Origin of the sequence: Pseudomonas sp. DSP3-2-3, assembly GCF_049898225.1 — a bacterium.
Lineage (GTDB): Bacteria > Pseudomonadota > Gammaproteobacteria > Pseudomonadales > Pseudomonadaceae > Aquipseudomonas.
The window spans coordinates 108,037-129,738 of sequence record NZ_JAFCXH010000008.1 but is presented as its reverse complement, the minus strand read 5'-3'; the positions used below and the strand labels follow the sequence as shown (position 1 = coordinate 129,738).

The 21,702-nt window shown below is 58.8% G+C and carries 20 protein-coding genes; 14 read left to right on the top strand and 6 right to left on the bottom strand.

What is annotated here, in order from left to right; translation table 11 throughout:
* Positions 1-2 precede the first annotated feature (2 nt).
* From ACP7E4_RS11880 to lpxC, 4 genes are all read left to right on the top strand, one after another.
* The gene (locus tag ACP7E4_RS11880) at positions 3-866 is read left to right on the top strand and encodes a cell division protein FtsQ/DivIB (protein ID WP_426113755.1); all 864 of its coding nucleotides are present in this window, start codon (positions 3-5) and stop codon (positions 864-866) included.
* Between the two features lie 14 nt (positions 867-880).
* Positions 881-2,140 (top strand): cell division protein FtsA, encoded by a 1,260-nt coding sequence (gene ftsA, locus ACP7E4_RS11875; RefSeq protein WP_065832933.1) that lies wholly within the window; start codon positions 881-883, stop codon positions 2,138-2,140.
* A 68-nt stretch (positions 2,141-2,208) separates the two neighbouring features.
* Positions 2,209-3,396 carry a cell division protein FtsZ gene (gene ftsZ, locus ACP7E4_RS11870; RefSeq protein ID WP_020292971.1) on the top strand — a complete coding sequence of 396 codons (1,188 nt, stop codon included), beginning with the start codon at positions 2,209-2,211 and terminating at the stop codon, positions 3,394-3,396.
* Positions 3,397-3,508: 112 nt separating this feature from the next.
* The gene (gene lpxC / locus ACP7E4_RS11865; RefSeq protein WP_426113758.1) at positions 3,509-4,420 is read left to right on the top strand and encodes a UDP-3-O-acyl-N-acetylglucosamine deacetylase; all 912 of its coding nucleotides are present in this window, start codon (positions 3,509-3,511) and stop codon (positions 4,418-4,420) included.
* Positions 4,421-4,591: 171 nt separating this feature from the next.
* Here lpxC and ACP7E4_RS11860 read toward each other — a convergent pair whose 3' ends face one another.
* Positions 4,592-5,047, bottom strand: a complete 456-nt coding sequence (locus ACP7E4_RS11860; protein ID WP_020292973.1) for a DUF721 domain-containing protein — start codon at positions 5,045-5,047, stop codon at positions 4,592-4,594.
* 319 nt (positions 5,048-5,366) lie between these two features.
* On the opposite strand from ACP7E4_RS11860, the gene secA reads away from it, so the two are divergent.
* The 4 genes from secA to ACP7E4_RS11840 all read left to right on the top strand — a co-directional run bounded on the left by secA (position 5,367) and on the right by ACP7E4_RS11840 (position 11,109).
* Entirely contained in the window at positions 5,367-8,105 is a 2,739-nt protein-coding gene (gene secA / locus ACP7E4_RS11855) for a preprotein translocase subunit SecA (RefSeq protein WP_426113760.1), read from the top strand.
* A 115-nt stretch (positions 8,106-8,220) separates the two neighbouring features.
* Positions 8,221-9,438, top strand: coding sequence for a bifunctional glutamate N-acetyltransferase/amino-acid acetyltransferase ArgJ (argJ, locus tag ACP7E4_RS11850; RefSeq protein WP_426113762.1), 1,218 nt, complete (start codon positions 8,221-8,223; stop codon positions 9,436-9,438).
* 94 nt (positions 9,439-9,532) lie between these two features.
* The gene (locus tag ACP7E4_RS11845) at positions 9,533-10,165 is read left to right on the top strand and encodes a glutathione S-transferase family protein (RefSeq protein ID WP_426113764.1); all 633 of its coding nucleotides are present in this window, start codon (positions 9,533-9,535) and stop codon (positions 10,163-10,165) included.
* Positions 10,162-11,109 (top strand): Nudix family hydrolase, encoded by a 948-nt coding sequence (locus tag ACP7E4_RS11840; protein WP_426113766.1) that lies wholly within the window; start codon positions 10,162-10,164, stop codon positions 11,107-11,109. Before ACP7E4_RS11845 ends, ACP7E4_RS11840 begins: the two co-directional genes overlap by 4 nt.
* A gap of 127 nt (positions 11,110-11,236) precedes the next feature.
* On the opposite strand, the gene ACP7E4_RS11835 is transcribed toward ACP7E4_RS11840, so the two are convergent.
* From ACP7E4_RS11835 to ACP7E4_RS11825, 3 genes are all read right to left on the bottom strand, one after another.
* The gene (locus ACP7E4_RS11835) at positions 11,237-11,812 is read right to left on the bottom strand and encodes a cob(I)yrinic acid a,c-diamide adenosyltransferase (protein WP_426113768.1); all 576 of its coding nucleotides are present in this window, start codon (positions 11,810-11,812) and stop codon (positions 11,237-11,239) included.
* Positions 11,813-11,825: 13 nt separating this feature from the next.
* Complete coding sequence (locus ACP7E4_RS11830; protein ID WP_426113770.1) at positions 11,826-13,862, bottom strand: sensor histidine kinase; 2,037 nt, start codon at positions 13,860-13,862, stop codon at positions 11,826-11,828.
* Positions 13,863-13,929: 67 nt separating this feature from the next.
* On the bottom strand, positions 13,930-14,850 hold the full coding sequence (locus tag ACP7E4_RS11825; RefSeq protein WP_426113772.1) for a putative 2-dehydropantoate 2-reductase: 921 nt from the start codon (positions 14,848-14,850) through the stop codon (positions 13,930-13,932).
* Between the two features lie 153 nt (positions 14,851-15,003).
* Between ACP7E4_RS11825 and ACP7E4_RS11820 the strand changes: the two genes are divergently transcribed.
* Complete coding sequence (locus ACP7E4_RS11820; protein ID WP_426113774.1) at positions 15,004-15,489, top strand: YajQ family cyclic di-GMP-binding protein; 486 nt, start codon at positions 15,004-15,006, stop codon at positions 15,487-15,489.
* A gap of 84 nt (positions 15,490-15,573) precedes the next feature.
* Positions 15,574-16,419, top strand: a complete 846-nt coding sequence (locus ACP7E4_RS11815; protein WP_426113776.1) for a mechanosensitive ion channel family protein — start codon at positions 15,574-15,576, stop codon at positions 16,417-16,419.
* 135 nt (positions 16,420-16,554) lie between these two features.
* On the opposite strand, the gene ACP7E4_RS11810 is transcribed toward ACP7E4_RS11815, so the two are convergent.
* Both ACP7E4_RS11810 and ACP7E4_RS11805 read right to left on the bottom strand, forming a co-directional pair.
* Entirely contained in the window at positions 16,555-18,108 is a 1,554-nt protein-coding gene (locus ACP7E4_RS11810; RefSeq protein WP_426113778.1) for an AmpG family muropeptide MFS transporter, read from the bottom strand.
* 42 nt (positions 18,109-18,150) lie between these two features.
* The gene (locus ACP7E4_RS11805) at positions 18,151-18,516 is read right to left on the bottom strand and encodes an MGMT family protein (protein ID WP_426113949.1); all 366 of its coding nucleotides are present in this window, start codon (positions 18,514-18,516) and stop codon (positions 18,151-18,153) included.
* A 161-nt stretch (positions 18,517-18,677) separates the two neighbouring features.
* Here ACP7E4_RS11805 and ACP7E4_RS11800 point away from each other — a divergent pair, with 161 nt between their 5' ends.
* From ACP7E4_RS11800 to ACP7E4_RS11785, 4 genes are all read left to right on the top strand, one after another.
* Positions 18,678-19,685: a DUF481 domain-containing protein gene (locus ACP7E4_RS11800; protein ID WP_426113780.1), complete on the top strand. Its 1,008-nt coding sequence runs from the start codon at positions 18,678-18,680 to the stop codon at positions 19,683-19,685.
* A gap of 155 nt (positions 19,686-19,840) precedes the next feature.
* On the top strand, positions 19,841-20,572 hold the full coding sequence (locus ACP7E4_RS11795) for a HugZ family protein (protein ID WP_426113782.1): 732 nt from the start codon (positions 19,841-19,843) through the stop codon (positions 20,570-20,572).
* A gap of 66 nt (positions 20,573-20,638) precedes the next feature.
* On the top strand, positions 20,639-21,121 hold the full coding sequence (locus tag ACP7E4_RS11790; RefSeq protein ID WP_341521204.1) for an FxsA family protein: 483 nt from the start codon (positions 20,639-20,641) through the stop codon (positions 21,119-21,121).
* A 260-nt stretch (positions 21,122-21,381) separates the two neighbouring features.
* On the top strand, positions 21,382-21,675 hold the full coding sequence (locus ACP7E4_RS11785; protein WP_020292988.1) for a co-chaperone GroES: 294 nt from the start codon (positions 21,382-21,384) through the stop codon (positions 21,673-21,675).
* The last annotated feature ends 27 nt before the right edge of the window (positions 21,676-21,702 follow it).

Sequence of the window (21,702 nt, the reverse complement as noted above, 5' to 3'; positions counted from 1 at the left end):
CCATGAACGCGACGGCACGTCATCAGCCTCCAGCTCCCGGCCGCAAGCCGGTGCCGCGTGGTGCCAGTCGCATGGTGGCCAAGGAACCGCTGTCGGTGCGTCTGCCGAAAGCGAATTTCGGTTTTCTCAAGGTGCTGTTCTGGCCGGTGATGTTGGTGGTGCTGGGCTTTGGTACGTATGAGGCAGCGCAACGCTTGCTGCCTTATGCCGACCGGCCGATCACCAAGATCAACGTCCAGGGCGACCTGAGCTACATCAGTCAGCAAGCGGTGCAGCAGCGGATCGCGCCTTACGTGGCGGCGAGCTTCTTCACCATCGATCTGGCCGGCATGCGTTCCGAACTGGAACAGATGCCCTGGATCGCCCACGCAGAAGTGCGTCGCGTCTGGCCGGATCAGGTAGTGATCCGCCTTGAAGAACAGCTGCCGGTGGCGCGCTGGGGTGATGAAGCCTTGCTCAATAACCAGGGCCAGGCCTTTACCCCGCGCGAGCTGGCCAATTACGAACACCTTCCGCAGTTGTTTGGCCCGCAGCGGGCTCAACAGCAGGTGATGCAGCAGTACCAGGTTTTGAGTCAGATGTTGCGCCCGATGGGTTTCTCCATCGTCAGGCTGGAATTACGTGAACGTGGCAGCTGGTTTTTGACCACGGGCGCGGGCAGTGCCGGTCCCGGTATCGAGTTGTTGCTGGGACGCGATCACCTGGTGGAAAAAATGCGCCGCTTTATCGCCATTTACGAAAAAACGCTCAAAGAGCAGATCACGAATATTGCGCGCATCGACCTGCGCTATTCCAACGGCCTCGCCGTCGGATGGCGTGAGCCGGTAGCGACTCCGACGGACAAACCCGCCGTCGCGAAGAATTGATAAGAGGCAGGACCATGGCAAACGTGCAAAGCGGCAAAATGATCGTCGGCTTGGATATCGGTACCTCCAAGGTGGTGGCACTGGTAGGCGAAGTCGCGGCCGATGGCACGCTGGAAATCGTCGGTATCGGTACCCATCCGTCCCGCGGTCTGAAAAAAGGCGTGGTGGTGAATATCGAATCCACCGTGCAGTCGATCCAGCGCGCAGTGGAAGAGGCCCAGCTGATGGCCGGCTGCCGTATTCACTCGGCGTTCGTCGGCGTGGCCGGCAGTCACATCCGCAGCCTGAATTCCCACGGCATCGTGGCCATCCGCGACCGTGAAGTCAGCTCTGCGGACCTGGAGCGCGTGCTCGACGCCGCCCAGGCCGTGGCGATTCCTGCCGACCAGCGCGTGCTGCACACCTTGCCCCAGGATTACGTGATCGATAACCAGGAAGGCGTTCGTGAGCCACTGGGCATGTCGGGCGTACGCCTGGAAGCCAAGGTTCACGTGGTGACCTGCGCGGTGAACGCGGCGCAGAACATCGAAAAATGTGTGCGTCGCTGCGGTCTGGAAATCGACGACATCATTCTGGAACAACTGGCTTCGGCGTACTCGGTACTTACCGATGACGAGAAAGAGCTGGGCGTGTGCCTGGTGGACATCGGCGGCGGTACTTCCGACGTTGCGATCTTCACCGAAGGCGCGATTCGTCACACCGCCGTGATCCCGATTGCCGGTGATCAGGTGACCAACGACATCGCCATGGCGCTGCGTACACCGACGCAATACGCCGAAGAAATCAAGATTCGCTACGCCTGCGCCCTGGCCAAACTGGCCGGCGCCGGCGAGACCATCAAAGTGCCAAGCGTGGGCGACCGTCCACCGCGCGAACTGTCGCGCCAAGCCCTGGCTGAAGTGGTCGAACCACGCTACGACGAACTGTTCACCCTGATTCAGGCTGAACTGCGTCGCAGCGGCTACGAAGATCTGATCCCGGCCGGCATCGTGCTGACCGGTGGTACCTCGAAGATGGAAGGAGCGGTCGAACTGGCCGAGGAAATCTTCCACATGCCGGTGCGCCTTGGCGTCCCGCATAGCGTCAAAGGGCTCGCCGATGTTGTGCGAAACCCCATTTATTCCACTGGTGTCGGGTTGTTGCTGTACGGGCTGCAAAAGCAGTCTGACGGTATTTCGCTTTCCGGCATCAGCAGTAGCAGTAATGGCTACGGAGATGAACCTAAGGCTCCAGTGCTTGAACGTATCAAGCGCTGGGTCCAGGGCAATTTCTAGGTTTCAAAAGTAGTAATGGCAGGCAGTGGGCACCAGGCACAAAACTAGAGAATGAAAGGAGAGGGAAAATGTTCGAACTCGTAGACAACGTCCCGCAAAGCCCGGTAATCAAAGTTATCGGCGTCGGTGGTGGTGGCGGCAACGCTGTCAATCACATGGTCAAGAGCAACATCGAAGGTGTGGAATTCATCTGCGCCAACACCGATGCTCAGGCACTTAAAAACATTGGTGCGCGTACCATCCTGCAACTGGGGACGGGCGTGACCAAAGGGCTCGGCGCTGGCGCCAACCCTGAAGTCGGCCGTCAGGCTGCACTGGAAGATCGTGAGCGCATTGCAGAAGTTCTGCAGGGCACCAACATGGTCTTCATCACCACGGGCATGGGCGGCGGTACCGGTACCGGTGCAGCGCCGATCATCGCTGAAGTGGCCAAGGAAATGGGCATCCTGACCGTTGCGGTCGTGACGCGTCCGTTCCCGTTCGAAGGCCGCAAGCGCATGCAGATCGCCGATGAAGGCATCCGCATGTTGTCCGAAAGCGTCGACTCGTTGATCACCATTCCCAACGAGAAGCTGCTGACCATCCTCGGTAAGGACGCCAGCCTGCTGTCGGCTTTTGCCAAGGCTGACGATGTACTCGCCGGTGCCGTTCGCGGTATCTCCGACATCATCAAGCGTCCGGGCATGATCAACGTCGACTTTGCCGACGTACGTACCGTGATGAGCGAAATGGGCATGGCGATGATGGGCACTGGCTGCGCCAGCGGTCCGAACCGTGCACGTGAAGCAACCGAAGCAGCCATTCGCAACCCGCTGCTCGAAGACGTGAACCTGCAAGGGGCGCGCGGCATCCTGGTCAACATCACTGCCGGTCCTGACCTGTCTCTGGGTGAGTACTCGGACGTGGGTAGCATCATTGAAGCGTTCGCTTCCGAGCACGCCATGGTCAAGGTCGGTACTGTTATCGATCCGGACATGCGTGACGAGCTGCACGTGACTGTGGTTGCCACCGGCCTGGGCGCGAAAATCGAGAAGCCGATGAAGGTGATCGACAACACCCTGCAGACCACCCAGCAAGCCTCGGCTCAGCCTTCTGCCCGTCAGGAGTTGCCGTCGGTGAACTACCGTGATCTGGATCGTCCTACCGTGATGCGCAATCAGGCTCACGCAGGCGCAACCGCAGCGGCGAAGATGAATCCGAACGATGATCTGGATTACCTGGACATCCCGGCTTTCCTGCGTCGTCAGGCTGATTGATGAAATGTATCAGGGGTATTAGGGTGATTGGTGTTCAGCAAAGGCCGGGTCTGCTATTATCGCCAGCCTTTGTTGATACCAGTTCGCAACTTGCGCTGAAGCGGCCAATGCCATGATTAAACAACGCACCCTGAAAAATATCATCCGTGCCACAGGCGTCGGCCTGCACTCGGGGGAAAAGGTTTACCTGACCCTGAAGCCTGCTCCTGTGAATACCGGTATCGTGTTTTGCCGTGCTGACCTCGATCCCGTCGTGCAGATTGCTGCGCGGGCGGAAAATGTCGGTGACACCACCCTGTCGACCACTCTGGTTAGCGGTGATGTCAAAGTCGACACGGTAGAACATTTGCTCTCGGCCATGGCTGGCCTGGGCATCGATAACGCCTACGTCGAACTCTCTGCCTCCGAAGTTCCTATCATGGACGGCAGCGCGGGACCCTTCGTATTCCTGATTCAATCGGCTGGCCTGGAAGAACAGGACGCGCCGAAGAAATTCATCCGTATCCTGCGTGAAGTGTCAGTGGAAGAGGGCGGTAAACGCGCTACTTTCGTGCCTTTTGAAGGATTCAAGGTCAGTTTCGAGATCGATTTCGATCACCCCGTCTTTCGCGACCGCACCCAAAGTGCAAGCGTGGACTTTTCCAGCACTTCTTTCGTGAAAGAAGTCAGCCGTGCCCGGACCTTCGGGTTCATGAGTGATATCGAGTACCTGCGCAAGCACAATCTCGCACTCGGCGGCAGTGTGGAAAATGCCATCGTGGTCGACAAGGATGGCGTACTGAACGAAGACGGCCTGCGGTACGAGGACGAATTCGTCAAACACAAGATTCTTGATGCAATCGGCGATCTCTACCTGCTGGGCAATAGCCTGATTGGTGAGTTCCGCGGCTTCAAATCGGGGCATGCTCTGAACAATCGTCTTTTACGCACGTTGATCGAGCAAAAAGATGCCTGGGAAGTCGTGACTTTCGAAGATGCCAGCACTGCACCGATTTCTTACATGCGCCCTGTAGCGGCCGTGTAAGGTCAGTTTTACTCTCTTTCCTTTTATTTTTTAAAGGCTGCCTTCGGGTGGCCTTTTTTTATGCGTGAAATCGGTAGGAGGGGACTTGTCCCCGAATGCGATTGGACGGTCAGCGAGATTATCCAGAGGTTATCGTGGCTGGAGCCTCTGCTTTCGGGGACGAGTCCCCTTCTATTCTTTCGGCTTGGCATGCGCCGCCAAGCGCTCCAGCGCGGCGCGCAATTTCGGATCGGCGATACCGTCGGCGGTGGCCTGGATGCTTTCGGCGGCTACAGTGGATAAATCCATCGTATGCCCCGCAGCGCCCTGAGGCACAGTGGGCGGTTGGACCTTGAACAGAATGCGCGTGAGGCTGGCGAACTCGTCGAATGCGACCAGTTGTCGCTGCAGGCGTTTCTGTTGATAACGCAGACGAGTGGCCCAATGACCGTCGGTGACGATCAACAACAGGCTGCCTTCACGCCACGACGCAACATGGCAATGCTCGCGCGCGGCCGGTTGCAGCTGGCTTTCCAGCAGTCGTTGCAGATGACCAAGACGCTGAGCGTGATGAAAAATGGCCTTGAGCGGTTTCGCTTCGCGCAGCAAGACAGCCGGTGCCCGAGCCGTGAGGGGACGAAATGCCATGGAGATGCAACCTAGGGTGACAAGGTCGCCATGTTAGCAGAAATGCTTCTTCCCTCCGCGTTCAGGGCGCTTTCGCAGCTTTTATATGCAAAATCAACAAGTAACTTCTCCTTAACTTCTGCCTTTTGTGGGTTGAAGTCCGGGAAAAAGCCCCTATCTAGAAACAGCCCCGTCACAGCGCTGTGCCAGCATCGTGGAATAACGCCACTTTCCTCACCACCGTTTCCGGGTAGAATGCTCGTTCGCATGCGGCCATAAGGGCTGCACGGGCGACTCACGGGGCCGCCCTCCATCCCTATGTGTGGAAGATCCTGTCGATATGTTTGCGCCTTTGTTAAAAAAACTTTTTGGAAGCAAGAACGAGCGTGAAGTAAAACGCATGCTCAAGACGGTGCAACTCGTCAATGCCTTCGAAGAGCAAATGGTGGCCCTTTCGGACGAGCAATTGCGTGCCAAGACCGAAGAGTTCAAGGCCCGCTTAGCCAAAGGTGAGACCCTCGATAAGCTCCTTCCTGAAGCTTTCGCAGTGGCTCGTGAAGCCGGCAAGCGCGTCATGGGCATGCGCCACTTCGATGTGCAGCTCATCGGTGGCATGACCCTGCACGAAGGCATGATTGCCGAAATGCGTACCGGTGAAGGCAAGACCCTGGTGGGTACGCTGGCGGTCTACCTCAATGCGCTGTCCGGCAAGGGCGTGCACGTTGTAACCGTGAACGACTACCTGGCACGTCGAGATGCCAACTGGATGCGTCCGCTGTACGAATTCCTCGGCCTGAGCGTAGGCATCGTCACGCCTTTCCAGCCGCCTGAAGAAAAGCGCGCCGCTTATGCCGCCGACATCACTTACGGCACCAACAACGAATTCGGTTTCGATTACCTGCGCGACAACATGGCTTTCAGCATGGAAGACAAGTTCCAGCGCGAGCTGAACTTCTCGGTCATCGACGAAGTGGACTCGATCCTCATCGACGAAGCCCGTACGCCGCTGATCATCTCCGGCCAGGCCGAAGACAGCTCCAAGCTGTACACCGAAATCAATCGTCTGATTCCGCAACTCGAGCAACACATCGAGGAAGTGGAAGGCGAAGTCACCAAGGCCGGCCACTACACCGTTGACGAGAAAACCCGTCAGGTCGAGCTTAACGAAGCCGGTCACCAGTTCATCGAAGAAATGCTCACCGAAGTTGGCCTGCTGGCCGTCGGTGAAAGCCTGTATTCGGCGCACAACCTGGGCCTGTTGACACACGTTTATGCCGGTCTTCGTGCCCACAAACTGTTCCATCGCAACGTGGAATACATCGTCCAGGACGGTCAGATTCTGCTGGTCGACGAGCACACCGGCCGCACCATGCCGGGTCGTCGTTTGTCCGAAGGCCTGCACCAGGCTATCGAAGCCAAGGAAAACCTGAACATTCAGGCCGAGAGCCAGACCCTGGCGTCGACCACGTTCCAGAACTACTTCCGTCTGTACAACAAACTGTCCGGCATGACCGGTACAGCTGACACCGAAGCGTTCGAATTCCACCAGATCTACACCTTGTCCGTCGTGGTCATCCCGCCGAACAAGCCGCTGGCGCGTAAAGACTTCAACGACCTGGTCTACCTGACGGCAGAAGAGAAGTACGCCGCCATCGTCACCGACATCAAGGCCTGTATGGCCGAGAATCGTCCGGTGCTGGTAGGTACTGCGACCATCGAAACTTCCGAACACATGTCGAGCCTGCTCAACAAGGAAGGCATCGAGCACAAGGTTCTGAACGCCAAGTTCCACGAAAAAGAAGCCGAGATCATCGCGCAAGCCGGTCGTCCGGGTGCGCTGACCATCGCCACCAACATGGCCGGTCGTGGTACCGACATCCTGTTGGGCGGTAACTGGGAAGTGGAAGTCGCTGCCCTGGAAAATCCAAGCCCGGAGCAGATTGCGCAGATCAAGGCCGATTGGCAGAAACGCCATCAGCAAGTGATCGAAGCGGGCGGCCTGCACGTGATTGCCTCCGAGCGTCACGAATCGCGCCGTATCGATAACCAGTTGCGTGGTCGTGCCGGCCGTCAGGGTGACACCGGTTCCAGCCGTTTCTACCTGTCCCTGGAAGACAGCCTGATGCGCATCTTCGCCTCTGATCGGGTGAAGAACTTCATGAAGGCTTTGGGCATGCAGTCCGGCGAAGCGATCGAGCACCGCATGGTGACCAACGCTATCGAGAAGGCACAGCGCAAGGTTGAAGGCCGCAACTTCGATATTCGTAAGCAACTGCTTGAGTTCGATGACGTTTCCAACGAGCAGCGTAAAGTGATCTACCACATGCGTAACAGCCTGCTGGCTGCGACGAACATTGGTGACACCATCGCCGACTTCCGTCAGGACGTCCTCAACAGCCTGATCAGCCAGCACATTCCGCCGCAATCCCTGCCTGAGCAGTGGGATGTTGCCGGTCTGGAAGCTGCGCTGGACACCGATTTCGGCGTGAAGCTGCCGATTCAGCAATGGCTCGACGAAGACGATCACCTGCACGAAGAAACGCTTCGCGAGAAGATGCTCGAAGAGCTGCTTTCTGCGTACAACGAGAAAGAAGAGCAGGCCAGTGCCGAAGCGCTGCGTTCGTTCGAGAAACAGATTCTGCTGCGCGTGGTAGACGATTTGTGGAAAGACCACCTGTCGACCATGGATCACCTGCGTCACGGCATCCACTTGCGCGGCTACGCCCAGAAAAACCCGAAACAGGAATACAAGCGCGAGTCGTTTACCCTGTTCCAGGAACTGCTGGACTCGATCAAGCGCGACACCATTCGTGTGCTGTCCCACGTACAGGTTCGTCGCGAAGATCCGGAAGAAGAAGAGGCCCGCCTGCGTCGCGATGCCGAAGAACTGGCGCAACGCATGCAGTTCGAACACGCCGAGGCTCCAGGGCTGGATCAGCCAGAAGCATTGGCTGAAGAGGACACAGGTGTAGCCGTCGCCACCTTGCCGGTTCGCAACGATCAGAAGCAAGGTCGTAACGAGTTGTGCTGGTGTGGTTCGGGCAAGAAGTACAAACACTGTCACGGTCAGATCAACTGATCCCAGTGATCTGAACCCGTAATGCCAACGCCGCGACCGGCTTAGCCGTCGCGGCGTTTTTCAATCGATTGCCGTACCGATGCGGGCGGCGCAGAAATCTTTCAAGGAGTGCCTCATGGCTGTTGGTCTTGGTCCTTTGCCGACATTGCACCCGGTTCCAGGTTTTGAACTGGGCATTTCTTCTGCCGGCATCAAACGTCCGGGTCGCAAGGACGTCGTGGTTATGCGCTGCGCCGAAGGCTCCAGCGTTGCCGGCGTTTTTACCCTCAATGCGTTTTGCGCCGCGCCGGTTATCCTCGCCAAACAGCGCGCTCAGGGCCCTGTGCGTTATCTGTTGACCAACACCGGCAACGCCAATGCCGGTACCGGTGAGCCAGGTCTGGTCAATGCCGCGCGTACCTGCGCCAGGCTTGCCGAGCTGACCGGCGTTGATGCCAACGCAGTATTGCCGTTCTCCACCGGTGTGATCGGTGAGCCATTGCCAGTGGAAAAAATCGAAGGCGCGCTGCAAGCCGCTCTCGACGATCTGTCTGTGGATAACTGGGCCGCTGCGGCGACCGGCATCATGACCACCGACACGCTGCCCAAAGGCGCGAGCCGCCAGTTCCAGGTAGACGGCGTGACCATCACGGTGACCGGCATCAGCAAGGGCGCGGGCATGATTCGGCCGAACATGGCGACCATGCTGGGTTACATCGCCACCGACGCCAAGGTTGCGCAAAGCGTATTGCAGGACCTGATCCGCGACGGCGCCAACAAGTCGTTCAACCGCATCACCATCGATGGCGATACCTCGACCAACGACTGCTGCATGCTGATCGCCACCGGTCAGGCTGATTTGCCGGAAGTCACCGAAGCCAGGGGCCCGTTGTTCGATGCGCTGAAAAAAGCCGTATTCGACGTGTGCATGGAAGTCGCCCAGGCTATCGTGCGTGACGGCGAAGGCGCAACCAAGTTCGTGACGGTTGAAGTCAACGGCGGCGGCAACCATCAGGAATGTCTGGATGTCGGTTACGCCGTGGCGCATTCGCCGCTGATCAAGACCGCGCTGTTCGCCTCCGACCCGAACTGGGGCCGTATTCTGGCTGCCGTGGGCCGTGCTGGCGTGCCGGATCTGGATGTCAGCAAGATCGACGTGTTCCTCGGCTCGGTGTGCATCGCCAGCAAAGGCTGTCGTGCAACCACCTATACCGAAGAGCAAGGTTCGGCGGTGATGGCTGAGGCCGAAATCACCATTCGCATCGAGCTGGGCCGTGGTCAGTGCAGCGAAACCATCTGGACCACCGACCTGTCTCACGAGTACGTGAAAATCAACGCGGAATACCGCACCTGAGTTGTTGATGGTCTGATCTGTCTGGATCCTTGTGGGACCAGCTAAAGCCGGTCCCACGGGTTTTTTACAGGCCCACTCCCTCTGGAGAAATCCCATGACCCTGCACCTGATCATCGGCGACAAACGTATTTCCTCCTGGTCGCTGCGGCCGGCATTGGCGCTGTACATGACTGGCGCGCCTTACACTGAACAGGTCATTCGGCTCGATCAGCCGAATACCCGGCAACTCATTCTTGAGCATTCGCCCACCGGCAAAGTGCCAATCCTGAAAACCGAACACGGTTCTATCGTCGATTCCCTGGCGATCATCGAATACCTCGCTGAACAATTTCCTGCTGCCGGTCTGTGGCCTGCTGATACCGCCGCGCGTGCCCAGGCGCGTTCGGCCTGTGCGCAAATGCACAGCGGCTTCCCGGCGCTGCGCTCCACCATGCCGATGGATCTGCGCCGCGATGAAGCGCTGGAAATCATTCCGGTTGACGTTCAGGCCGATATCGAACGCATGTGTGCGCTGTGGGCCGAGTGCCAGGCTGCGGCGGTCGAGAGTGGGCCGTTCCTGTTCGGCAAGGCCAGCGCTGCCGATGCGTTCTTCGCCCCCGTGGCGATCCGCATGCGTACCTATCAGGTGCAGTTGCCGCCGCAGGCCCAGGCCTACGTCGATACGATCTACCAATGGCCGATCTTCCAGCGCTGGCAGCAGGCTGCCCTGGAGGACGTTGCACCGTGAAACGCGTACATGTGGCTGCGGCGGTGATTCGTGGCGTCGATGGCAAGATTCTCATCGCCCGCCGTGCGGACACTCAGCATCAAGGTGGCTTGTGGGAGTTTCCCGGCGGCAAGGTCGAGCCCGATGAGACGGTGCAAACCGCGCTGGCTCGCGAGCTACAGGAAGAACTGGGCATTGTCGTCACGCAGGCACGTCCGCTGATCAAGATTCAGCACGATTACCCGGATAAGCAGGTGTTGCTGGATGTCTGGGAAGTTGCAGCGTTCAGCGGTGAGCCGCATGGTGTCGAAGGTCAGCCATTGGCCTGGGTGTCGAATCGCGAACTGGCTCAGTATGAATTCCCGGCGGCCAATCAACCCATCGTCGCCGCAGCACGCTTGCCGGGTGAGTATTTGATCACGCCGGGCGAGCTGGAAACTCCGGAATTACTGCGCGGCCTGCGCAAGGCCATTGCCGGCGGCATCAAGCTGGTTCAGCTGCGCGCTCCCAACGGCTACGACCCGCAGTATCGCGATCTCGCGGTAGACGCCGTGGGTTTGTGTGCTGGCAAGGCGCAACTGATGCTCAAAGGGCCGCTGGAGTGGCTGGGGGACTTTCCGTCTGCGGGTTGGCACCTGACGTCGGCGCAATTGCGCAAGCTGGCCAGTCGCGGCCGTCCGTTCCCCAAAGAACGCTGGCTGGCGGCGTCCTGCCATAACGCCGAGGAATTGAGCCTTGCCGAGCAGATGGACGTCGATTTCGTCACCCTGTCGCCTGTTCAAGCGACGCAGACACATCCGGATGCCGAGCCGCTGGGCTGGGAACAGGCAAGTCAGTTGATTGCCGGTTTCAGCAAGCCGGTTTACCTGCTGGGCGGCGTCGGGCCCGATGAACGGCAACGTGCGTGGGAAAGCGGCGCGCAAGGTGTGGCGGGGATCAGGGCGTTCTGGCCTGCGGATCAGTGAAACATACACATTGTGGGAGCGAGCTTGCTCGCGAATAGGCCAGTTCAGGCGATAGAGATTTAGCGCCTGATAAGCAGCCTTCGCGAGCAAGCTCGCTCCCACAGTTTCGCTCCTGCTGAAAGTTGGTTCACGGCTTCTTCGCCGCCTCCCACAATATCTCCGCAATGCCCTGCCGCTTGGCGATCATTCGTGCGGCGACGAACAGCAGGTCTGACAGCCGGTTGATATACGCCAGCCCGACGCCCGCCAATGGCTCCACTGCGTTGAGATGCTGACAGCGACGTTCGGCACTGCGCGCGACGCTGCGGCACACGTGGGCCTGGGCAATGAGCGCAGAGCCGCCGGGCAGGATGAAGTTTTCCAGCGGACCCAGTTCTTCATTCCAAAGATCAATCGCGGCTTCAAGCTTGTCGATCTCTGCCTGATTCAGCGCTTGATAGGCGGGCATGGCCAGTTCACCGCCGAGGTCGAACAGGCGGTGCTGGCAAGGTGTCAGCACTTCGATCACTTCATTCAAGCCAGGCTTTACCCGCGCTTCCTCAATCAACCAGGCCAGCAGCAAACCCAACTGGCTGTTGAGCGTGTCGACCTCGCCGATGGCTTCGATCCGCGGATGATCCTTTGGCACGCGACGGCCGTCGCCCAGGCCGGTTTCGCCTGTATCGCCGGTGCGTGTGTAAATCTTCGATAAACGAAAGCCCATGTTTGTTACTCCTTTATAGCGGCGAGATCACCGCTTCCGGCACGCTGACCTGGCTGCCCTGCAAGGGCAGTCGCAAGGTAAAGCACGTCCCGTTGCCGACCGAGGAATGCACCTCCATCTGGCCTTTGTGGTTATTGGTGATGATGAAATACGACACCGACAGCCCGAGCCCGGTGCCCTGGCCGATCTCCTTGGTGGTGAAGAACGGCTCGAAAGTGCGCTTGCGCACGTTCTCGGACATGCCGACGCCGTTGTCTTCCACCTGGATTTCCGCCCACGGTGGATTGAGTTTCGTGCGCAGGATGATTCGCCCCGGTTCGGCGTCGTCCGGGCGCTGATGAATCGCCTGTGCAGCGTTCTTCAGCAGATTGAGCAGGACCTGTTCCAGTTCATTCGGGATGGCCGGCACCGGGCCAAGCTGCGGATCGAACTGGCGAATGATCGCCTGGCCCTTGAAGTCGAAGCCGATGGTCAGGTCAAAATCGTTGCTGGCGATCTCCAGCGCTTGATCAATCAATGCCGGTAAATCGCATGCCGTCATCTGCCGATTGCTGAGGCGGCTGAAGCTGAGCATGTGGCTGACGATCTTCGCCGCACGGGCCCCGGCCTGCTGGATACCGTCGAGCAATTGCGGCACTTCCCGGCTATCGAGGTAACGATTGACCTTGTCCAGCTCGATGCCCTCGACTTCGGCCTGTTCCAGGTTTTTTGGCAAGTCCGGGGAAAGACGTCGCCGAATGTTCTGCACGTTATGCAGGATCGCGCCCAGCGGGTTGTTGATCTCGTGGGCCATGCCCGCTGCCAGACCGCCTACGGACAGCATCTTCTCGGACTGCACCATCATTTCCTCCAGCGACAGGCGCTGGGTGATGTCATCGATGCGGATCACCACGCCACGTCCGGCACCGCCGGTCAACGGGTAAAACGTCAGGGCATAGTGGCGTCGCTCTTCGTCCTTGATCCAGGTCACCCGTTCGATCTTGGTGACACTGTGCCGTTCGACGGTCAACTTGAGCTGCGGCAGAAACGCTTTCATGGGCGGGAAGGCGAGGAATATCGGCTGATTCAGCGCCTCGTCCAGCGGCGTGCCGGACAAGGCGCTGGCCTCCTGATTCCACTGCGTGACGTACAGCTGCTCGTCCAGGGCAATCAACGCCGAAGGCATCGAGTCGATAATGCTGTTGAGGTAATTCTGAAAACCGGTGAGCTTCTTCTCGATCTTGCTGCGCACCTGCACTTCGAGTTCCAGCTTGCGGTTGGTGTGACGGGTTTCTTCGGCCAGCCCTTGCGCCTGATCGTAGGCTTCCTGTGAGTCGTCACGGGCGCGTTTGAGCTGCTGCTCGCGAGCCTCGATACGCGACAGCATGGTGTTGAACGCTTCGGCCAGGCTGCCGATTTCGTCTTTGTTGCCGGGCTCGGCGCGCAGTGCGTAGTTTTCTTCGCGGGTAACCTGGCGTGACAATTCTTCGAGCTGATAAATGGGTTCGGTAATCAGGCGGCGGATCTGCCGGGCAATGACCAGCCAGAGCAGGATGCTGAACGCCAGGATGCCAAGGCTCGCAGTGAGTGTGCCGGTATAAAACGCCGCTGGCAGTTCGCTGCTGGCCACCAGCAACAAATGCCCGGGCGCCTGACCGGTCTTGGGCACGGGAATAACCTGGGTGCTGCGAAACTCCGTTATCCGCCAGTTTTCAACGTGATCGAAGCGTTCAGGCAGCTTGAGTTTGTCGCCCTGCTGCAATTGCCCCAGGCGCTCGCCGTTGTTGTCGTACAGCGCCGCAGCGCGCAGCGGGCCATAATTTTTCAGTTCCCGCAGTAACGCTTGGGCGTTGCTCGGCGACCTGAGCGCTTGTTGCGCCAGATTCGGGTTGCTGATCAACCGACCGATGGTTTGCAGCGCCTGTGGCGCCATGGCTTCCTGGGAAATGTAATAGGCCGCGCTGATGAACGTCAGGTTGGCGACCAACAATACGGTGGTCAGCAGAACCAGCAAGGCGGCGAGGATCTTTTGACCTACCGGTAGATTTTCCAGGCGCTGGCGCAATGGCATGAGGCGAGTCACAGGCTAATGATGAAAGGGCAGGGTAGCGCGGCGCTTGGCCATTGCAAACCCTGGCCTAATCGGTGCGCAAACCGCGTGCGGCGAGATGCTGAACCAGCCGCTCCTGTAACTGGGTCAAATGCGGCACCGGGCAGCGATGGCGGATGGCTGCGGCGCACGCATAACCCAGCAGATAGCTGATCTCGGTGCGGCGGCCTTGCGTCACGTCTTGAAGCATCGATGAGTAATTGGCCGCCGTGGCCTGGATCACGCGCTGGACTTCACTGTGCAGTTCCAGCGCCGCCGCCGGCTGGCCGCAGCAGGCGAGCAACGCGTCGAGTTCACTGCACAGCGTCGCGACCTCGCAGGGATGTTGCTGCAGACCGCCATTGCGGCAGTCATGCAGCACGGTCAGCGGGTTGATTGCACAATTGAGCGCCAGCTTGCGCCACAGGCGGGTGAGAATATCCGGCGTCCATTCATAGGGGATGCCGCTGCTGTGCAGGTCCGGCAGCCATGACGGCGGTGCTGCATTGCGCGGATCGCCCAGCCAGGTAAACCCGTGACCAGCGAAGACCACCCGCCAATCCTGCTCGCGAAAGGCACCTTCGGTGCTGGAGGCAAAAATACAGCGGGCGTGCGGCGCCTTGGCGGCCACGGCATCCTGACTGCCCAGGCCGTTTTGCAGCAGGATCAACTCTGCATTCGGGCTCAGCCGGGGCAACAGATTCGCGACCGCCTGTTCTGCGTCATAAGCTTTGCAGGCAACCAGCAGACGCTCGATCGGTTCGGGGCTTTCAACAATCTGCGCGCTGACCGGCACGCGCTGCTCGACGCCGTGCTCAACCAGCGTGATAACGGCACCGTTGGCCTCATACGCCGCCAGCCGCTCGGCGTTGCGCAGGACAAGTTTTACCGGCAAACCCGCTCGCGCCAGCCGCGCCGCCCACAGACTGCCGAGGCTGCCCGCGCCCAGAACATGCCAGGTAACCGCCATCAGCCGATCACTGAAGGGCAAATGAAGCGGAGTAACCAGGGAAAAACGGCAGTCGACATGGAAGGCTCGCAGTGAACGCGGGAAAGTCTCGTTATAATGACCCGGCTTTCATCACGTCAATATTTAGATAACACCTATTTCTGGAGAAATTACATGCCCTCGTTCGACGTAGTGTCCGAACTGGATAAACACGAAGTCACTAATGCCGTCGACAACGCCATCAAAGAGCTGGACCGTCGCTACGACTTGAAAGGCAAAGGCGAATTCGAATTCAAGGAAAAGGACCTGACAGTCAGTCTGACCGCCGAGGCGGAGTTCCAGCTTGAAGCCATGATCGAAATCCTCAAGCTGTGCCTGGTCAAGCGCAAGATCGACGTCAAGTGCCTTGAAGTCAAAGACGCGTTTGCGTCCGGTAAATTGATGAAGCAGGACGCCGAGCTCAAGGAAGGTATCGATAAAGAGCTGGCGAAGAAAATCGTCGCGCATATCAAAGAAGCCAAACTCAAGGTTCAGGCTGCCATTCAAGGCGAGCAAGTCCGCGTCACCGGCAAGAAACGCGATGACTTGCAGGAAGCCATGGCCGTGCTGCGCGCCCACGAATTCGGCATGCCGCTGCAGTTCAACAACTTCCGCGATTGATCTTGCGGTCTCGGAGGCCAGGACCCAGCGTGTTTTCAGGCGTCCGAGGCCTGAGTTTTTTTCGCGACAGGTAAGGAGCAATAGATGGATTTGAATACCGAAGTCGACCACTTGGTCAAAGCGTCCCAGGCGTGGATTCCGATGATCATGGAGTACGGCAGCCGCGTGCTGCTGGCCCTGGTTACGCTGACCATCGGCTGGTGGCTGATCAACCGGCTGACCACCAAAGTGGGTGCATTGCTGGCTTTGCGCAATGCCGACCTGGCGTTGCAGGGTTTCATCAGCAGCCTGGCCAACATCATTCTGAAGATTTTGCTGATCGTCAGCGTTGCTTCGATGATTGGCGTGGAAACCACCTCGTTCGTCGCCGCTATCGGTGCTGCGGGTCTGGCAATTGGTCTGGCCTTGCAGGGCAGTCTGGCGAATTTCGCAGGCGGCGTGCTGATTCTGCTGTTTCGCCCGTTTCGCATCGGCGACTGGATCGAGGCTCAAGGCGTGTCCGGCACGGTCGACACCATCCAGATTTTCCATACGGTGCTGCGTACCGGTGACAACAAGACGGTGATCCTGCCCAACGGCAATCTGTCCAACGGCATCATTACCAACACCAACCGTCAGCCAACCCGCAAGATTACCTTCGATGTGGGTGTGGATTACGAGGCGGATCTGAAGCAGGCCATGCAAGTGTTGCTGGAAATGGCCGACGATCCGCGCGTGCTGCAGGACCCGGCGCCGCAGGCCGTGGTGGCTACGCTGGGCGACAGTTCGATCACTGTGTCGTTGCGGGTCTGGACCAAGACCGGCGATTTCGGCGACGTGTCGAACCGCTTCAATGCCGAAGCACGTGACCGCTTGCGCGCCGCCAACATCGACATCCCGTTCCCGCAACGGGTGATTCGTGTTGTGCAGGAATCAGCGCCGCAAGTGTAAACAGGCCCCAGTGCAGACTGTGTGGGACCGGCTTCAGCCGGGAAATGGCCGATAGGTCCGATGCATGTGTATCGAAACTGATCCAGCCTTCCCGGCTAAAGCCGGTCCCACCGTTCCAGGTCTGTCTCGACAGGTTTATTCACTCGCAGGCTTTTCCGCCCCTTCAAGCGCTTCGGCCGCCCTGGTCTGACGCACCTCTTTGCTCCACTGCAAGATGATCATCAGCAGCGTCGGCACGCCCAGCAGCGTCGTGATCAGGAAGAAGTTGTGATAGCCGAACTTCTCCACCATCACCCCTGAATAACCACCAATCAAACGCGGCAACAGCAGCATGATCGAGCTGAGCAGCGCGTATTGCGTCGCCGAGAACTTGAGGTTGGTCAGGCTCGACAGGTAGGCCACGAACGCCGAAGTCGCCAATCCTGAGCTGAAGTTATCCAGCGAGATGGTCAGGATCAGCATCTGCAGGTTCGGGCCCATGTCGGCGAGCATCAGGAACAGCAGGTTGGTCGCCGCTGACGTCATGCCGCCGATGAACAGGATCGGCAGGATCCCGAAACGCACAATCAGCAGCCCGCCGAAACCGGCGCCGAGCAACGTCATGATCAGCCCGAAGATCTTGCTGACGCTGGCGATCTGGTCCTTGGTGAAGCCCTGGTCGATGTAGAACACGTTGGCCATTACGCCCATCACCGTGTCGGACATGCGATACGTGGCGATCAGGCCCAGCAGCAGGAACGCCTGCCAGCGATAGCGCAGGATGAAGTCGTTGATCGGGGTCAGCACTGGCGCCAGGCCCTTGCGGCCAAAGGACGACAGGCAAGCAGTGGTCAGGATGATGTAGAGAATGGAGCGCAGGAACGCCCGGTCTTCCAGCAGCAGGTCCATCCAGCTGGTGCCGTTGAACAGCACGCTGGCGAAATCCGTGTTGTAGAGCTGGGTGAACATCGCCGGCACCGACACCAGCAGAATGATCAGCACAAACACCGACGCCAGTTGATGAGTGAAGCCGTAGCGAGCGGCCGACAATTGCGTGCGCAGCGGCACGGCGGGCTCACGCATGACCAGCGTAGTGATCAGCGCCGGCAGCATCAGCAGGCCGAACAGCACATAAGTGCCGGTCCAGGCCGAATGCTTGTAAGCGAAACCGGTGGAGCCGAAGCCTTCAGCGAAATACAACGCACCCGCCGTGGCGAGCAGCGCCGCGACCCGATAGCCGGACATGTAGCTGGCGGCCAGCGCGGCCTGCTGCGTGTCGTCGGCAATCTCCAGGCGATAGGCATCGATGGCGATGTCCTGAGTCGCTGAAGAGAAGGCCACAACCACGGCAATCGCGATCAGCCAGGACAAGTGCTGCTGCGGGTCGCAGAAACCCATGCCGATCAGGCCGAGTATCACCAGCGATTGCGACAGCACCAGCCAGGAACGGCGGCGTCCCAGCTTGCCCAACAGTGGCAGGCGCCATTGATCGAGCAGCGGCGACCATACCCACTTAAAGGCATAGGCCAGGCCGATGAGGCTTGCATAACCGATGGTTTCGCGAGCAACGCCCGCTTCACGCAACCAGACCGACAGGGTAGAGAAGACCAGCATGTAAGGCATGCCCGCAGCGAAACCGAGCAACAGCAGTACTAATGTCGAGGGGCTGGCATATGCGGCGAGCGCGGCGCGCCAGGTTTTACGGGGCATGGGCTGGAATCTGCCTCAGGTTACGAAAACAAAGGGCGCACTCTAACCGCTGTGCTCTATCGGACGCCAGCCATGACGCCGCATATCTACCCGATTGTTCTGAACGGTAATGCCTTCGGCGCGCAGACGGGCCCGCTGTTCGTCGCCTGAGACGCTGCCCACCGGCAGGCTGATGCGTCCACCAGCGGCAATCACTCGATGCCAAGGTAGCGAACTGCCTTCAGGCAACTGGCTCAGTGTGCGCCCGACCCAGCGCGCTGCGCGCCCCAGTCCTGCCAGGTCTGCCAATTGGCCATAGCTGACAACTTTGCCCGACGGCACCTGATTCAGGGTGATGTAGAGCGCCGTTCGTCGCGCATCTGCCGCAGATAGCCCTGAAGGGTCGTCATTTACCGATGCTTTTTCGATCAAGCATTTATTCCTGTTTATTTGCGTGTATAAACCGCGCTGCGGAACTACGGAATAATCCGATGGTCTGTGATTGCTATGCCCGCGGCGGTCTTCGATTGCCTTGACGTCATTCTCTGGATGATGCCCGATTTTCCGCTTACTGAGCCTAGTCGTTGCTTATGTTGAACAGAACTCTGTTGTGCCTCGCTGTTGCCTGCGTTTCCACCCCCTTGCTCGCTGATACCGTCTGGTTGAAGAACGGCGACAAGCTGACCGGGACCATCAAGGTTTTCGACGGCGGCAAGCTGGTGATCGACACCCCCTACGCCGGTGCGATCCCTCTGGACTGGAAACAGGTCAAGACCCTCGAAAGCGATCAGAAACTGCTGGTCAAGCAAGACCAGTATCAGGGTGAAGTCGCCAAGTCGCTGCAAGCGTCCGATGATGGCAAGGTCACGCTGCTCAATGGCGAAGCGCCGAAGACCGTCGAGTTGGCCAGCATCCAGCAGATCATGAAACCCAAACCAATCGTTACCGACCTGGTCTGGAAGGGCAACATCGACGCCGCGCTGGATTTTCAGCGCGCCGAGAACGACACCGACGACTACAACGTGGCGTTCAAGACCTCCGCGCGTCACGGCCAATGGCGGCATAACGCCAAAGGCGAGTACAACCGCGAAAGCACCGATGAGCTGACGACCACCGACAACTGGAGCGCCGAATACTCCATCGACCGCTTCCTGACCGAAAAATGGTTCTGGGATGGTCGCGTCAACTACAAACGCGACAAGATCGAAGACCTCTCCCGGCAGCGCACAGTCGGTACCGGTCCTGGCTATCAGTTCTGGGACGATGAGTTGGGTGCGTTCAAGCTGGGCGCATTGGTCAACCGTACCGACTTCGAATACTCCAACGGCGAGAAGGACAACTTCTACTCCGTGGCCGGTACCTGGGACTACAACCGCTTCCTGATCGGCAAAAAAGTCGAATTCTTCACCAACGGTGAACTGGGCAAGCCAATCAGCGGTGTGGCTGATTACAGCCTGGAAGCCGAAGTCGGCCTGCGCTACAAAGTCACCGACTGGGCGTCGCTGAACCTCAAGGCCGAGAAAGATGTAATCAGCGGCTCCAGCGATGGCGATCTTGATAAGACCCGTTACACCGCGGGGTTTGGTGTGACCTGGTAAATCACTGCCTCGGATAAAGGCGGTGGACCCAACGAAATCTTGGTTCGCCCCCCGTCTCTTCCTCGCCGCAATAGTTGTTTCCCCGTGCCCATTGCGCAGGCCATTGTTATTCTGGCTCCCAGAATTTACTGACAATGGTTCCCGGGAGTCAAAGAATGAGCATCAAGGCCGCCAAGCAAGCACGAGAACTGCTGCTCAAGGAATACCGAGGGGTTCTGTCGACCCACTCCAAGTCCATGCCGGGTTTCCCGTTTGGTTCCTCCGTGCCGTATTGCCTGGACGGGCAGGGCAGGCCGCTGATTCTGATCAGCCGAATCGCGCAACACACGCATAACCTGGGGCTGGACCCGAAGTGTTCGTTGCTGGTCGGCGAGCGTGAGGCGATAGATGTTCAGGCGACCGGGCGCGTCACGGTCATGGCCGAAGCCGAGAAGCTCGTCGAAGCCACTGCCGTTGAAGCCGCCGCCCAGCGTTATTACCGCTATTTCCCCGAATCGCGCAGTTATCACACCGCCCATGACTTCGATTTCTGGGTGCTGGCTCCGGTGCGCTATCGCTTCATCGGCGGTTTTGGCGCGATTCACTGGCTCGATAACGTCGCGCTGGCGAATCCCTTCGCCGGCGCTGCGGAAACCAGCATGGTCGAACACATGAATGAAGATCACGCCAAGGCCATCGCGCACTACGTACAACTCGCTGGGTTGCCCCAGAGCGAGCCGGCGCAAATGGCTGGCGTCGACAGTGAAGGAATGCACCTGCGTATTGGCCAGGGCCTATACTGGTTGCCCTTTGCAGAACCCTGTAATACGCCGACACAAGTGCGCGAAGCCTTGGTTAAGCTGGCTCACGCCGAAAAATGGCCGGTCCGTGACGTGCAGGACGCTTGAATTCACGTATTTGCGACGTCACTTAAGGTCTACTGCAAGGCATTCTTGCGTTGAGGAAGTCATTTGATGCGTGTTTTTTTGCTGCTCTTTCTACTATTTCCGGTGCTTGAGCTGTTTGTTCTGGTTCGGGTAGCCATGTCCATCGGCTTCCTGCCGACGTTCCTGCTGGTCGTGGCGACGTCCATGCTCGGTATTTTTGTCATTCGCGTGGCCGGGTTCGCCACTGCACTGCGGGCGCGTGAAGCCCTGTCGCGCGGTGAGCTGCCTGCACAGCAAATGATGGAAGGCCTGATGATTGCGGTCGGCGGCGGTCTGCTGCTGTTGCCGGGTTTCATCAGCGACATTTTGGGCGTGATCTGCCTGCTGCCGGTGACGCGTCGCGTGCTGGTCAACAAACTGCGCCGCCGTGCCGAGGAACAGGCTATTCGTCAACGTGCGTTCAGCGAAGACATGCCGACCAGCAACGGTCCGAGCCGTCCCGGTGCGATTCATCCGCCGACTCGCGAGCCGGACGTGATCGAAGGCGAGTTTGAGCATCGCGACAAATAAAAAACGTCTGCGGCTCAATGAATGTGGCACCTGCGGGTGTCACATCGGTTTTGGCAAGTGTCGCGCTCAAGCAAAAAAATTATCCCCCAAGCCTTGTAATCACCTTGCCCGCCCTTATGTATGGGTCACCGCAAGGTTTCTGGCTCGATTGCCAGACCGTATTCTGCGGTTCGCTTGCGAACCGTAACCGGCAACGCCGGATGTTCTAGCCCGCTGGTGTCGTCACCGGCCGTTTAAAAACCATAATTAGGAGATCGACAATGAAGCTTCGTCCTCTGCATGACCGCGTCGTAATCCGTCGCAGCGAAGAAGAATCGAAAACTGCTGGCGGTATTGTTCTGCCGGGTTCGGCTGCTGAAAAGCCAAACCGTGGCGAGATCCTCGCTGTGGGTACCGGCCGCGTGCTGGACAACGGTGAAGTGCGTGCGCTGGCCGTGAAAGTGGGTGACAAAGTAGTGTTTGGCCCGTACTCCGGCAGCAACACTGTGAAAGTTGATGGCGAAGACCTGCTGGTGATGAGCGAGAACGAAATTCTCGCGGTCGTCGAAGCCTGAGTCCTCCCGCTACCTTCCGTTACTACT

Excerpts from the sequence above, each read along its gene's own strand:
- ACP7E4_RS11880 (WP_426113755.1), top strand. The coding sequence starts at position 3 with ATGAACGCGACGGCACGTCATCAGCCTCCAGCTCCCGGCCGCAAGCCG.
- ftsA (WP_065832933.1), top strand. The coding sequence starts at position 881 with ATGGCAAACGTGCAAAGCGGCAAAATGATCGTCGGCTTGGATATCGGT.
- ftsZ (WP_020292971.1), top strand. The coding sequence starts at position 2,209 with ATGTTCGAACTCGTAGACAACGTCCCGCAAAGCCCGGTAATCAAAGTT.
- lpxC (WP_426113758.1), top strand. The coding sequence starts at position 3,509 with ATGATTAAACAACGCACCCTGAAAAATATCATCCGTGCCACAGGCGTC.
- ACP7E4_RS11860 (WP_020292973.1), bottom strand. The coding sequence starts at position 5,047 with ATGGCATTTCGTCCCCTCACGGCTCGGGCACCGGCTGTCTTGCTGCGC.
- secA (WP_426113760.1), top strand. The coding sequence starts at position 5,367 with ATGTTTGCGCCTTTGTTAAAAAAACTTTTTGGAAGCAAGAACGAGCGT.
- argJ (WP_426113762.1), top strand. The coding sequence starts at position 8,221 with ATGGCTGTTGGTCTTGGTCCTTTGCCGACATTGCACCCGGTTCCAGGT.
- ACP7E4_RS11845 (WP_426113764.1), top strand. The coding sequence starts at position 9,533 with ATGACCCTGCACCTGATCATCGGCGACAAACGTATTTCCTCCTGGTCG.
- ACP7E4_RS11835 (WP_426113768.1), bottom strand. The coding sequence starts at position 11,812 with ATGGGCTTTCGTTTATCGAAGATTTACACACGCACCGGCGATACAGGC.
- ACP7E4_RS11830 (WP_426113770.1), bottom strand. The coding sequence starts at position 13,862 with ATGCCATTGCGCCAGCGCCTGGAAAATCTACCGGTAGGTCAAAAGATC.
- ACP7E4_RS11825 (WP_426113772.1), bottom strand. The coding sequence starts at position 14,850 with ATGGCGGTTACCTGGCATGTTCTGGGCGCGGGCAGCCTCGGCAGTCTG.
- ACP7E4_RS11820 (WP_426113774.1), top strand. The coding sequence starts at position 15,004 with ATGCCCTCGTTCGACGTAGTGTCCGAACTGGATAAACACGAAGTCACT.
- ACP7E4_RS11815 (WP_426113776.1), top strand. The coding sequence starts at position 15,574 with ATGGATTTGAATACCGAAGTCGACCACTTGGTCAAAGCGTCCCAGGCG.
- ACP7E4_RS11810 (WP_426113778.1), bottom strand. The coding sequence starts at position 18,108 with ATGCCCCGTAAAACCTGGCGCGCCGCGCTCGCCGCATATGCCAGCCCC.
- ACP7E4_RS11800 (WP_426113780.1), top strand. The coding sequence starts at position 18,678 with ATGTTGAACAGAACTCTGTTGTGCCTCGCTGTTGCCTGCGTTTCCACC.
- ACP7E4_RS11795 (WP_426113782.1), top strand. The coding sequence starts at position 19,841 with ATGAGCATCAAGGCCGCCAAGCAAGCACGAGAACTGCTGCTCAAGGAA.
- ACP7E4_RS11790 (WP_341521204.1), top strand. The coding sequence starts at position 20,639 with ATGCGTGTTTTTTTGCTGCTCTTTCTACTATTTCCGGTGCTTGAGCTG.
- ACP7E4_RS11785 (WP_020292988.1), top strand. The coding sequence starts at position 21,382 with ATGAAGCTTCGTCCTCTGCATGACCGCGTCGTAATCCGTCGCAGCGAA.